This window comes from Pseudomonas putida (assembly GCF_016406145.1).
In the GTDB taxonomy this organism is placed as follows: domain Bacteria; phylum Pseudomonadota; class Gammaproteobacteria; order Pseudomonadales; family Pseudomonadaceae; genus Aquipseudomonas; species Aquipseudomonas putida_E.
On record NZ_CP066306.1, the window covers coordinates 5,159,748 to 5,173,431 of the forward strand.

Below are 13,684 nucleotides of genomic sequence, written 5' to 3' on the forward strand. Positions count from 1 at the left end.
TTTTTCTTGCCTGCGTTTTTTGTGTCACCCTCCCCTGCATGGCCAGCCATCCGACGATGGGCTAACCATGAATTTCTCGTCACACGGCCACTTGAGAAACGATTTCGTTTACCATTGTTTCCAAATATGTAGCCGTAAGCGAGGAAGTACCCGCATGACGATCCGTCCGCAACCGCTGATGCGCACCTTGGCCGCCGCTGTCCTTAGCCTGGTGATGGGCGCTCCGGCCGCCATGGCAGACGACCCGGTCACTCTGACCATGTACAACGGTCAGCACAAGGAAATCGGCGAAGCTATCGCCAAAGCCTACGAGGCCAAGACCGGCATCCATATCAATATCCGCAAAGGCAGCAGCAACCAGCTGGCCAGCCAGATCATCGAGGAAGGCGACCGCTCGCCGGCCGACATCATCTACACCGAAGAATCACCGCCCCTGAACAATCTGGGCGAACTGGGCTTGCTGGCGAAGATCGATGACGCCACGCTGAACATGCTGCCCAAGGAATACGTTGCCGCCAACGGCTCCTGGATGGGCGTGACCGCACGCACCCGTGTGGTGGTGTTCAATCCGAAGAAGATCGATGAGAAAGACTTGCCGCAATCGGTAATGGATTTCGCCAACCCCGAGTGGGACGGCAAGGTCGGCTTCGTACCAACCAGCGGTGCATTCCAGGAGCAGGCCGTGGCCATCCTCAAGATGCACGGGCGTGATGCTGCCGAAGAGTGGCTGACCGGCCTGAAAGCCTTCGGCAAGACCTACACCAACAACATGGTCGCCCTCAAGGCCGTGGAAAAAGGCGAAGTCGCTGCCGTGCTGGTGAACAACTACTACTGGTACGCCCTGGAGCGCGAGCGCGGCAAGCTCGATTCGAAGCTGTATTACCTGGCAGACGGCGATGCCGGTGGCCTGGTGACCATCTCCGGCGCCGCAGCGGTCAAGGCCAGCAAGCACCCGAAAGAAGCGCAGGCCCTGCTCAACTGGATGGCCAGCGAGGAAGGTCAGCGCGTGATCACCCAGACCACTGCTGAATACCCACTGCACAAAGGCATGGTCTCCGACCGTGGCCTGAAGCCGTTCGAAGACCTGCGCCCGCCGAAAATCTCGCCGGCCGACCTGGGCAATGCCGAGGAAGCGCTGGAGCTTGAACGTGAGGTCGGCCTGCTCTGATGACCGCCGCCCTGTCCGAACCGGTGCCGGTACGCTTCGTACCGCGCCGCAAGCGCCCCTCCATCTGGGTGGTGCTGCCCGTACTGTTTCTGGTGGCGATGAGCTTGCTGCCATTGCTGTACGTCGCGATGAAAGCCTGGGAAGCCGGCTGGCGAGAAGCCTTGCACCTGCTCTGGCGCCCGTTCGTCTGGGGCCTGATGCGCAACACCCTGATGCTGATGGTCGGGGTGACGGTGGCGTGCATGGTGGTTGGCCTGGCGCTGGCGTGGCTGCTCGAACGCAGCAACCTGCCGGGCCGTCGGCTGTGGGGCGTAGTACTATGCCTGCCCTTCGCCGTGCCCTCGTTCGTCAGCAGCTTTACCTGGGTGTCGCTGAGCTCGGACTTCGAGGGACTGGGCGGAGCTATCCTGGTAATGGCCCTGTCCAAATACCCGCTGATATTCCTGCCGGTGGCCGCCACCCTGCGCAACCTCGACACTTCGCTTGAAGAGTCGGCGCGCACCCTGGGCTGCAGCCGCTGGGGCGTTTTCACCAAGGTCACCCTGCCGCTGCTGTGGCCGTCGATGCTCGGCGGCGCATTGCTGATCGCCCTGCACATGCTGGTAGAGTTCGGCGCGTTGTCGATCCTGGGCCTGCAGACCTTCACCACGGCGATCTACCAACAGTTCGAGCTGGAGTTCAGCAACGCCAACGCCGCCATGCTCTCGGCGGTACTGCTGGCACTGTGCCTGGTGATGCTCTGGCTGGAACTGAAGGTGCGCGGCAAGGCCCGCCACGTACGCATCGGTCAGGGCGTGGCACGCCGCGCGCAGCCGGTACGCCTGGGTAGCTGGGCGCCGCTGGCGCAACTGTTCTGCCTGGGCCTGGCGATACTGGGCAGCGGTATTCCACTGGCCATGCTCGGTTACTGGCTGAGCGTGGGGTCTTCGGCGGCGTTCCCGGTGGCGGAGATTTCTAAGGCGCTGCTGACCTCCCTGTCGGTGTCACTGGGCGGCGCCGGCTTCTGCGTGCTGCTGGCGTTGCCGGTAAGCTTCCTGGTGGTGCGCTACAAAGGCCGCCTGGCGCTCTGGGCCGAGCGTCTGCCCTACCTTCTGCATGCCCTGCCCGGCCTGGTGATCGCCCTGACGCTGGTAGTGTTTTCCCTGCACTACGTGCCGGCGCTGTACCAGACTACTGCATTGCTGCTGCTGGCCTATGCGCTGTTGTTCTTGCCTTTGGCGCAGGCCCCGGTGCGCACTGCGTTGAACAAGGCATCGCCAACCCTGGAAGAAGCGGCCCGCACCCTGGGTGCCAGCAGTTTCGCGGCGTTCTGCCGGGTGACCTTGCCGATCATCTTCCCGGCGCTAGCGGCGGCGTTTGCCCTGGTGTTCCTCGACGCCATGAAGGAGCTGACTGCTACGTTGCTGCTCAGCCCGACCGGTATGACCACCCTGGCTACCGAGGTTTGGGCGCATACCGCCAACGTCGAGTTCGCAGCGGCGGCGCCTTATGCGGCGTTGTTGATTGTGGTTTCGGGGCTGCCGGTGTATCTGCTGACTACGCGGATGTATCTGAACAAGGCGTGAGAACCTGTCCAGGCTGCCGAACAGCCTGGACCGTCACTAGGCGCTGTACACACAAAAAGGCTATCACCAATATCAGGGGCAAACGCTTGCCGCGGCCTGCACAAGTCACTTCCTGGACATGATCCGCAAGACCCGCAGAAACAGATTGATAATGTCTAGATAAAGCGAGGCGGCGCTGTCGATTGCATTATCCACGGTACGCTCGATTTGGTTCGCACGTCCCCAATCCACCCCAATATAACCACAGAAGATAGCTGCAACGATCCAATCCATTGCCGCCAGGTGGGTGCCGAACAACAGGGCTTGCCCCAACTCGACGACAATAGTAATTACCAAGGCAATGAACAGTGACGCTTCGATACGCTTGAAGAAGCCGGGAAACACCGTACCCAGCAGCATCATGCCCACGGTCAGCCAAGCGGTCGTTTGCGCTGCCTGCACGATGTTTTCATGCGAATAGTCCGGGAGGACGACGACAAGCAGCAAGCTGATCGGAAGCACGATCAGGTTATATCCAAGAAAGCTGTACAGCGGTTTTTCAGATTTGAAGATGATGGCGACACCCGTCATCGCCGTGATCATGTAACCCACCAAGAACAGCAGCATGGGTATGGCCCGAACAATCTCAGCTGGCACCGTGGCTACCAGATACCAGTTGACGGCAAAGCCCCACAGCAGTACGGCGCCGAGGATCAGATTGTAGGTATTGGCAGAAATCTGATGATTGGTTCCGACTCGGTTGAAAGTTTCGTTTTCCAGCATGTTCGCTGCGCTCCTGGATACTGCCTCTATAAATTTCAATCAGAATGACGTTGCTCGAACACCCCATGACCACCGAGCTTCTAATTGTAGACACCCGCGACACCCACCATCCCGCCAACATTCGCCGCCACCTAATTAATACTCACTCATACAGACAAAAATTAAAAATGAGATGACCATAAGATTCCACAGTACAACCAATAGACACCGCATCGCCACCGGAAAACTATCTACCTCTCGTGAATCAACCAGCCCTCTATACACAAATATCTTTGGCATAGTCAGCAATATCGAGACCGTACAAATCCGCATGACACGCCCAATCAAGCCCGCCCGCGAATATAGGTTTTTATTCCCCATCACAAAACTAGAGTTGGAAAGCATGGATTCTATGAGCTCTAGATGACGATACGACAAATACACCAACACCAAGAGCGATAGGACCGCCAAAACAAAACACCCCAACCCAACCAGATCCACTAAAGTAATAGTCATGGGTTTAGACTACGATAAAGTACGTCACCAAAATATTCTCCGCCTTGTCCACCTTTTTCCCCACCAATCCTGCCACCTACAGTCCCACCCAATACAGCACACGCTAATGCACCACTGCCTCCAGTAGGAATACCCAACACCGCCGCGTACACCGCTGCAGCGATAGCACCTCCAACCGCTCCCCCAACGGTGCTGCCGCCAACGCTACCTATCAAAGCCCCCCTTCGACATACCTGGCTCGCGTGCACTCATCTTCTCAAGGTGCCTGACGATAAAGGCGCTTGATCGGGCTGAACGATGTTCAGTGGTTGATGAGAGGTACGTATCAGGGCGCGCAGGTGCTAGCCTCGAGCAGCCTGGACTTTCGAACTACACATATGAGCTTACCTCCAGTACTCTATCCAAATAAAAAACAGAACAATCAGTGCAATCAGCAAAATTTGTATAATCCACAAGCGCACTAACAGCCTCTGCAGGTCGATGGGAACCTTAGTAACCTCATCGTTATCTAACAGACCCTTTCGAACGCTAAAATATTTCATAGATAGCATTGCAGAAACTGACCCTAACCGCATGACTTTCCCGAGCAACCCCGCATGAGAATATATTTCTCTATTCACAGCCACCATTCGGCTATTTGACAAGATTGATTCGATACGATCCAAATATCGATACGCAACAAATACCCACACACCAACCATCAAAAACGGCGAAATAATTACAATCACACCAAGCACCGCCAAGTGTAAATTACTCATCGCACTGCCTCATACAAAATCTCCCCCACTCTTTCTCCCAATACCTCACCAAACTCACCGCCAGCAATACCTCCAGCCGCACCCCCCAATACTACGCATGCGAAAGTTGCCGTTCCACCGGTGGGAATACCTACAGCAACACATGCTATTGGCCCCAATACTCCCCCGACAGATCCACCAATTCCTCCCAGCCCCAAGCCCGCAACTAGCGAACTCCTCTCGACATACTCAGCCTTTCTACACTCCTCCTCCCGCCCAAGCACGCAAGCGTTACGAATTGACAGTTCGGTTGACGCCACATCAAGCGCCACCCCTAAATACGTACCTTTTTAACCCAACTAGCCGCCTTCGCCACGCCAGATATTTTTTCTGCATACCCTTTAATTTCACCGCCGTTAAGAAATCTTTTGGTAGATATATCCAGCGCACGCTTGATCTTACCCCGATTGCGCAGCCCTGCCCCATACGCAGCCATACTGTCTAGCTGCGCATTCAACTTTAAAAACAGCGCTGTGCGCTTCGAGTAGAATTCATCACGAGCTTTCAACGTGCCTTGATGCAAATAAACTCGGTGTAGCTGCTCTATCTCCTCTAGCGTTTTCTTGATAGCTTCAAGATGCTTACCCCAAGCGGCACTAGCTGTACCAGCGCCGATGGAAGCACGGGCCAGCAAGCTCTGCAGCAGCTCAAAATTCTCCAGAAGGAAACCGTCAAACCCACCGCCGTTAAATTCAATGTCAAGGTGTATACCTAACGCCTTACCCATGAGAAATGCCTCATGGGCAGTACAGGACGGCGTGCTTGGGTCACCCACAATTATCAGTTCGCCAGGGAAAACAACAGTGTTGACGATATGCGCATTCAACACATCAAATTTGGCCCGCTGATTGGCCGACATCGGCGTATCGGCCTTCAGCGACTCATATGACTGCGCATGCGAATTGATGAAGCTGCGTGCCTCGGACATGGTCGCACCTCACGCATACTTCTTGTTGTTGATACGGTCCCATCCACCCGTCACGTTTCCACCGGCACTACCGTCGAGGCGCTTCTGCCGCGTGTAGGTGGTTTTGATCCGCCCGTAGTTGAGCTGTACGACTTCCATCGGCACACCGGAACTGGCGCTCTGGGCGTAGTCAGCGATGATCACTTCTTCGAGCACGACTTCGTAGTACTTGAGCTTGTCGGTACCGGCGCGACACACCACCAGCTTCACTTCCTTCAGGTGCTGGCCCGCACAACTGGCTTCAAGAAGCTTGCAGCTGGCACTGTCCAGGTATTTGGTGAAGGTGAATTGGTGAGGGTGGTGCGCCCTGAAGATGCGCCACCCGCAGAACTTGCGGTGGCAGAGGTGCTTTGGCTGGCACCGAATTTGTAGCCGACGATTTCGATCCAGTTGGCGTATTGCTGGTCCAGCGCTTCGCCAGTGATTTCCGCGATGTGGATATAGGCGTCGAAAGCCATGTGTACCTCTCCCTGGTAACGATTGGTCTGAAAGCGACGGTGCTCGGACAGCGTCGATCTGACGTTGTTCCTCAAGAGGCGAAGCAGAGCATGCCGCCAGGCTTGAGGCCCAGTTGACACTAGCCGTACCTAACTGCAGACGCAATAGAACGCAGACGTTGGAGGTCAAATTAGGAAATAGCCTACAAATTTGACGATAAAGGCGCTTGATCGGGCTGAACGATGTTCAGTGGTTGATGAGAGGAACGTATCAGGGGGCGCAGGTGCTCGCCTCGATATCTCCAGCGTTTATGAAACCTAGCGCCGCGCGGGCGGCGCTCGGTCCCAAAGGCGCACAAAAAAACCAAAGGCAAACAACCCGAGCCCACCTCGACTCAAGCCCTGAACTGCCCCAGGCTCGCCCGCAGCTGCGCCGCCAAGTCATCCAGCACCTTGCTGCTTGCTGTGGTCTGCATCACCACTTCTGCCGAACGCTCTGCCTGGGCATGAATATTCTCAACCCGTCCACGCACCGCCTGGGCGCCATGTGCCTGCTGTGCTGCCGCCCGAGTCGCCAGGCCGATCGCCGCATGCACCTGCTCCACCGCCGCCTGCACCGACTGCTGCCGGCGCTCGTTGTCGCGCAGCACTCGCAGGCCTTCGCTGGCCTTCAAACCGGCCTGGCCGATGGTTGTCACGGCCTCCTTGGCGCCCTTCTGCAGCGCCGCGATATGCGCCTGGATGTCGCCGGTAGAGCTTTGCGTCTTGCTCGCCAACGCCCTCACCTCATCGGCCACTACGGCAAACCCGCGCCCGGTCTCACCGGCCCTTGCGGCTTCAATGGCTGCGTTGAGCGCCAGCAGGTTGGTCTGCTCGGCGATACCGTGGATCACGGTCAGCACCACTTCGATCTGTTCGCTCTGCTTGGCCAGCCGCTCGATTACCTGCGAGCCGGTTTCGACCTGACCTGCCAGGTTCTCGATCATGCCGGCAAGTTGCGTCGAAGCGCGGCTGTTCTCATCGGTCGCCTGGCGGATATCAACCACCTGCTGCAGCGCCGCCTGCATGGCCTGGCTTTCCGCCTGAGCCTCATCAGCCATGCTCGACAGATCGCGCAGGCTGGCGGCCACTTCGTCGCGTTGCAGCGCTGCGGCAGCATCGGCGCCTGCATTGCGCTGCGTCATGCTGCCGATCTCGATACCAGTACGCTGTGCCACTTCGCCCGCCTCGCGGACAATCGGCTGCAACTTGTCGACGAAGCGATTGACCGCCGAGGCCATGTCGCCTATCTCGTCGCGACTGTCGAGGTTGACACGCTTGGTCAGGTCACCTTCGCCTGCAGCCAAATCGTTGAGCGCAGTAATCAGCAGGCGCAGCTTGCTGAGCACGCGGCGACCTAGCACCAGGGCCACTACCAGCAACACACCCACCCCAACCATCACAAGACCCAGCCCGATGCGCCAACGCAGCTCTGCCGCAGCGTCGCGCACGGTTTGTGCGGTATTGGCCTGCATCGCTGTAGCACTGCCCTGTGCGGTTTCCAGGCGCTCGCGCAAGGCCTTGCCACTGTCGGCTGCGGCAGCACCGAGGCTGTCGCCCACCAATTGTTCACCGCTGGTGATCAAGGCAGCGAAGCGCTGGTCCAAGGCTTTGAGTTCCTGATCGACACCGGCAGTGGATACCCCCATCAGCACCTTGCCGATTTCGGCGCCGTTGGGGCTGATCGAGGCCTCGACGAAATACACCGAAGGGTCCCGGCGAGCGGCATCCAGTACCTTGTCCAATGCCCGTTCACCCTGGCCCTTTTCCATCAAGGCCTGGTTGATCGGGTTCTGCCGGTTCAGGTAGCGGGTCAGGTGCTGACCCTGGGCGTCGTCATAGATCACGAACAGTACGTTGGGGTTGCGCTGGGCCCGACGTGCGAAGTCGGATAGCACTGGCACATCGTTGTCCCAGATAGCCCGCGGCGCGACCGATGCCAGCAGTTGGGCCATGTCGTTGGCGGAGTCCTTGAGGTTCTTTTCCAGCGTAGTGCGCAGTTGCTGCTGCTCGCTTTGCAGGCGCTCGGACAGCCCGGCGCTAAGGCGCTGTCGTGTACTGCTGGAGAGGCTGTCCAGACCGGCGCGTACGTCCTGCCCTGCTTGCTCAAGGTCGCTGGCGAGCTTACGGCTATCGCTGCCCAGGCGCTCGCCCAGGTCGGCTTCAAGGGCGGTGACAGTGCTTCGGGTCAGCGCAACGGCAACCACTACCTGCACCAAAAGAGCGATACCAAGGGCAACAAACACAGGCCGCAAGAGGCGGCTTCGTAACAGTGAGAGGATGGCAGACACGGTGAAACCCTCGTGCTTTCTGGCGCCACTATTTTGATGGCATCTACAGAAACTTCTTACAGCAAGGGTTGTGCCGGACACAGCAGGGATAAACGCCAAGGTTAAGCAGTTCCATTGTCAGCACCGAGCAGATGCAAAAACGCCGCGCTCCCTTTCAAGAGCGCGGCGTCAGATCAGCCAGGGGGCAGATCAGGCGAACGGATGACGCAGCACGATGGTCTCGTTGCGGTCCGGGCCGGTGGAGATGATATCGATCGGCGCGCCGGTCAGCTCCTCGATGCGCTTGATGTAAGCGCGGGCAGCCGCTGGCAGCTCTTCCAGGGTCTTGGCACCCAGGGTCGACTCGCTCCAGCCTGGCATCTCTTCATACACCGGCTCCAGGCCGATGTAGCTGTCAGCGTCCGACGGTGCGTCGATGACCGCGCCGTTCTCGTTCTTGTAGCCGACACAGATGTTGATGGTTTCCAGGCCGTCCAGTACGTCCAGCTTGGTCAGGCAGATGCCCGAGATGCTGTTGACGTCGATGGCGCGACGCAGAATGACGGCATCGAACCAGCCGCAACGACGGGCACGGCCGGTGGTCGAACCGAACTCGTGGCCACGCTTGGCCAGGGTGGCGCCAGTCTCGTCGAACAGTTCGGTCGGGAACGGACCGGAACCGACGCGAGTGGTGTAGGCCTTGGTGATGCCGAGGATGTAGTCCAGGTACATCGGGCCAACGCCGGAACCGGTGGAGATACCGCCAGCAGTGGTGTTGGAGCTGGTGACGTACGGGTAGGTACCGTGGTCGATGTCCAGCAGCGAGCCCTGGGCACCTTCGAACATGATGTCCTTGCCAGCGCGACGCAGGTTGTGCAGCTCGGCGGTGACATCGAGCATCATCGGCTTGAGCTGCTCGGCGTAAGCCATGCACTCGTCCAGGGTCTGCTGGAAGTCGATGGCCGGCTCTTTGTAGTAGTTCACCAGCTGGAAGTTGTGATAATCCAGCAGCTCACCCAGCTTGGCGGCGAAACGCTCACGGTGGAACAGGTCGCCAACGCGCAGGCCGCGACGGGCAACCTTGTCTTCGTAGGCTGGGCCGATACCACGGCCGGTGGTGCCGATCTTGGCTTCGCCACGGGCTTTCTCACGGGCCTGGTCCAGGGCCACGTGGTACGACAGGATCAGCGGAGCAGCCGGGCTGATGCGCAGGCGCTCACGGACCGGTACGCCCTTCTCTTCCAGCTTGGTGATTTCACGCATCAGGGCATCGGGCGCAACGACCACGCCGTTGCCGATCAGGCACTGCACGCCTTCGCGCAGGATGCCGGACGGGATCAGGTGCAAAACGGTTTTTTCACCGTTGATCACCAGCGTGTGGCCCGCGTTGTGGCCACCCTGGTAGCGCACTACGGCGGCAGCATGTTCGGTCAGCAGATCGACGATCTTGCCTTTGCCCTCATCACCCCACTGGGTGCCCAGGACGACGACATTCTTACCCATTACATTGGTCCTCATTCACGCAAACTTGGTTGCCGGCCTACTGCCGACGCAGAAACTCAATGGGTCAGCGGCAGAACCTGCCAGCGCCCGTCTTGCTGAATCAATTGCCGATCACAATCCGCCTCGAGAGCAGCACTCAACGGCTGGCCAGGCAGAGCCTGGACCACACGCTGGCCCTCGTTGCGCAACTGGCAGACCTGCTGCCAGAGGGCCGCGTCACCGCTGTCGGGCATCCAGATGCCGCCAGCTGGCAATACGACCTCCGCTCGCCCCAGTGTGACCAGGGTCTTCAAATCCGTGGAGAAACCGGTGGCCGGGCGTGCCCGACCGAAATCTGCGCCGATGTCGTCGTAGCGCCCGCCCTGGGCGATCGATTGACCTTCGCCAGGCACGAACACGGCGAACACCACACCGGTGTGGTAGTTGTAGCCACGCAACTCGCCAAGGTCGAAGTACAGCGGCAGCTCCGGATAGCGCGACGCCAGGCGATCAGCGATCGCCAACAGGTCGTCAAGCGCCGCCAGCACGCTGGCCGGGGCACGACCCAAGCGCACACGGGCTTCGGCCAGCACTTCGCGGCCACCGCACAGCTCGACCAGAGCGCGCAGCATGTTGCCCAGGTCCTTCGGCAAGTCGGCAGTCAGTGCCTGCACTTCATCGACCGACTTGCGCTGCAGGGCATCGAACAGCTGCTGTTCGACTGCGCCGGACAAGCCGGCGGCGCGCGCCAGGCCACGGTAGATACCGACATGACCGAGGTCCATGTGCACATCCGCGACGTCGGTCAGCTGCAGCGTGGCGAGCATCAGGCTGATGACTTCGACATCACTGGTAGGGCTGGCATCGCCGTACAGCTCGGCACCCAGCTGGATCGGGCTGCGCGAAGTGGACAGCGCACGCGGTTGGGCGTGCAGCACACTGCCGGCATAGCACAGGCGGCTCGGGCCTTCGCGGCGCAGGGTGTGGGCGTCGATGCGCGCCACCTGCGGGGTAAAGTCGGCACGGAAGCCCATCAGGCGACCGGACTGCGGGTCGACCACCTTGAAGGTGCGCTGATCCAGGTCCTGGCCGGCGCCGGTAAGCAGCGACTCCAGGTACTCGATATGCGGGGTGACGACCAGTTCGTAGCCCCAACTCTGGAACAGGTCCAACACCTGACGACGCGCGATCTCGATACGCGCAGCCTCAGGTGGCAGTACTTCCTCGATGCCATCTGGCAGTAGCCAGCGGTCTACCGTTGCCATTACGCCATTTCCCCTCTGGTCCGGGCGGCTTGCCTGCAGGCGAGCCGTCAGTAAAGCAGGCATTGGCGCACAGCAGCAGGCAGCACTGATCCCAGCGCCGCCACCGTACCCAATACCCTCGAATTGCCTTGCGAACTGACCAAACCGTCAACTGGCGCTTTGCCAATCAACCTTGCAGACGCAAAAAAGCCGGGAAATTTCCCGGCTGCCTCATCATACACCCCTTTTGAATCAGGGTGCACCCCGCCTGGTGTTTTAGCTGCCAGGCGGGGCATTTCCCGATCAGAGCATCAGGGCCTGCTCTTGTCCAGGAAGCGGAAGAACTCGTTCTTCGGATCCAGGACCAGGACATCGCTCTTGCTGGAGAAGCTCTCGCGGTATGCCTGAAGGCTACGGTAGAACGCATAGAAATCAGCGTCCTGGGTGTAAGCCTTGGCATAGATGGCGGCCGACTGGGCATCACCATCACCGCGGGTTTCTTCCGCTTCACGATAGGCTTCGGCCAGCAGCACGCGACGCTGACGGTCGGCATCCGCACGGATACCCTCTGCCAGTTCGTTACCCTTGGCGCGATGCTCGCGGGCTTCCCGCTCACGCTCGGTGCTCATACGGTCGAACACGCTGCGATTGACTTCTTTGGGCAGGTCGATGGCCTTGACGCGCACATCGACCACCTCGATACCCAGCTCCTTGTTGGCCATACGGTTCAGCGATGCAGTGATGTCAGCCATCAGCGCGTCACGCTCACCGGAAACCACTTCGTGCAGGGTACGCTTACCGAACTGGTCACGCAGGCCGCTTTCCAGGCGACGAGACAGACGTTCATCGGCGATCTGCTTGAGGCCGGAAGTCGCGGTATAGAAACGCTCGGCATCCTGAACGCGCCACTTGGCGTAGGCGTCGACCATCACCGCTTTCTTCTCCAGGGTCAGGAACCGCTGGGTCGGGGCGTCGAGGGTCATCAGGCGGGCGTCGAACCTGCGAACCTGGTTCACATAAGGAATCTTCACATGCAGGCCAGGCTGGACATCCGCCTGGACCACACGGCCGAATTGCAGCAGTACCGCACGTTCGGTCTGGGCCACGATGTAGAAGCTGTTCCAGGCCACGACGGCCAGCACCACAGCTGCGATCAGGGCGATCAGCGATTTATTGCTCATCAGCGGCTCTCCCTAGTGCGCATCTGCTGCTGTTGCTGTTGCAGGTCCTGCGCCGCACGTGCGGCTGCATCATTGGCCGATGGCGACACACTGGTAGCCGGCGCGGACGCATTGCGGCCACCTTCGACCATCTTGTCCAGCGGCAGGTAGAGCAGGTTGTTCTGCCCGTCCTTGGTTGCCACCATGACTTTGCTCGTGTTGCTGTAGACCTCTTGCATGGTCTCCAGATACAGACGCTGACGGGTCACGTCCGGCGCTTTGCGGTACTCGGCGAGCAGCTTGGTGAAGCGGTCGGCCTCACCCTTGGCGCGGGCGATGACTTCGTCGCGGTAACCGTTGGCGTCCTCGATGATGCGCTGGGCCTGACCACGGGCTTCCGGCACCACGCCATTGGCGTAGGATTCGGCCTGGTTACGGGCACGTTGCTCGTCTTCGCGGGCGCGGATCACGTCGTCGAAGGCTTCCTGCACTTCACGCGGGGCTGCCGCGCTCTGTACGTTGACCTGGGTGACAGTGATACCGGTCCGGTAGTTGTCGAGGAAGCGCTGCAGGCGTTCGCGGATATCCACGGCCATCTGCTCACGACCCTCGGTCAACACCTGGTCCATCGAGGTGGAACCCACCACGTGGCGCAGGGCGCTTTCGGTGGCATGCTGCAGGCTCACCTCGGGCTGGTCGACGTTGAGCACGAAGTCCTGCAGGTTGGTGATCTTGTACTGGACGGTCAGTGGCACCTCGACGATGTTCTCGTCTTCGGTGAGCATCTGGCCCTGCTTGGTGTAGGCACGCTCACGCGTGACGTTTTCCATGTACTTGCGATCGATCGGCGGGAAGTAGATGTTCAGGCCGGGACCGACCGTCTCATAGTACTTGCCGAAGCGCAGCACAACGGCCTGCTCCTGCTCATCGACCACGTACACAGCGCTGTACAGCCAGATGGCAGCCAGTACCGCCAGGCCGATGCCCAGCAGGCCGTAGCCACCGCCCTTGCCGACATTGCGGTCACCGCCGCCACGTTTCTTGCCGCTGCCGAACATGCCGTTAAGGCTGTCCTGCAGTTTGCGGAAGGCCTCGTCCAGATCCGGCGGGCCTTTTTTATCGCCACCGCCGCCACCACCACCGCGGCGGCCGCCCCAGGGATCCTGATTGTTCGAGTTGCCACCCGGCTCGTTCCAAGCCATAGCGCTCTCCATCTGATAAAGCAAAGACGCGCCCACGGCGCGCCGTCCAATGCTACAGAATGCCTGCCACTGCTGCCCGACGACCTCGGCGGGCAT

At 59.7% G+C, this 13,684-nt stretch carries 8 protein-coding genes and 2 pseudogenes; 2 read left to right on the forward strand and 8 right to left on the reverse strand.

Annotated elements, in window-relative coordinates; all coding sequences use genetic code 11:
- Window positions 1-154: 154 nt before the first annotated feature.
- Both JET17_RS23805 and JET17_RS23810 read left to right on the forward strand, forming a co-directional pair.
- A complete protein-coding gene (locus JET17_RS23805; protein ID WP_012316468.1) occupies window positions 155-1,168 on the forward strand; it encodes an extracellular solute-binding protein in 1,014 nt (337 codons plus the stop codon).
- Window positions 1,168-2,733, forward strand: coding sequence for an ABC transporter permease (locus JET17_RS23810; RefSeq protein ID WP_012316469.1), 1,566 nt, complete (start codon window positions 1,168-1,170; stop codon window positions 2,731-2,733). Before JET17_RS23805 ends, JET17_RS23810 begins: the two co-directional genes overlap by 1 nt.
- Before the next feature lie 105 nt (window positions 2,734-2,838).
- Here the strand turns inward: JET17_RS23810 and JET17_RS23815 are convergent, their stop codons facing one another.
- The 8 genes and pseudogenes from JET17_RS23815 to hflK all read right to left on the reverse strand — a co-directional run bounded on the left by JET17_RS23815 (window position 2,839) and on the right by hflK (window position 13,588).
- Window positions 2,839-3,495, reverse strand: coding sequence for a Bax inhibitor-1 family protein (locus JET17_RS23815; protein ID WP_012316470.1), 657 nt, complete (start codon window positions 3,493-3,495; stop codon window positions 2,839-2,841).
- Between the two features lie 1,249 nt (window positions 3,496-4,744).
- Window positions 4,745-5,715, reverse strand: a pseudogene (locus JET17_RS23820) (hypothetical protein).
- A 9-nt stretch (window positions 5,716-5,724) separates the two neighbouring features.
- Window positions 5,725-6,212: pseudogene (locus tag JET17_RS23825) on the reverse strand (Hcp family type VI secretion system effector).
- Between the two features lie 374 nt (window positions 6,213-6,586).
- Complete coding sequence (locus tag JET17_RS23830; protein WP_012316473.1) at window positions 6,587-8,521, reverse strand: methyl-accepting chemotaxis protein; 1,935 nt, start codon at window positions 8,519-8,521, stop codon at window positions 6,587-6,589.
- A 189-nt stretch (window positions 8,522-8,710) separates the two neighbouring features.
- A complete protein-coding gene (locus JET17_RS23835) occupies window positions 8,711-10,003 on the reverse strand; it encodes an adenylosuccinate synthase (protein ID WP_012316474.1) in 1,293 nt (430 codons plus the stop codon).
- Between the two features lie 56 nt (window positions 10,004-10,059).
- Window positions 10,060-11,247 (reverse strand): ATP phosphoribosyltransferase regulatory subunit, encoded by a 1,188-nt coding sequence (locus JET17_RS23840; protein WP_012316475.1) that lies wholly within the window; start codon window positions 11,245-11,247, stop codon window positions 10,060-10,062.
- Window positions 11,248-11,537: 290 nt separating this feature from the next.
- Window positions 11,538-12,407, reverse strand: coding sequence for a protease modulator HflC (gene hflC, locus JET17_RS23845; RefSeq protein ID WP_012316476.1), 870 nt, complete (start codon window positions 12,405-12,407; stop codon window positions 11,538-11,540).
- Window positions 12,407-13,588 carry an FtsH protease activity modulator HflK gene (gene hflK / locus JET17_RS23850; protein ID WP_012316477.1) on the reverse strand — a complete coding sequence of 394 codons (1,182 nt, stop codon included), beginning with the start codon at window positions 13,586-13,588 and terminating at the stop codon, window positions 12,407-12,409. The genes hflC and hflK overlap by 1 nt, the downstream gene beginning before the upstream one ends.
- Window positions 13,589-13,684: the final 96 nt, after the last annotated feature.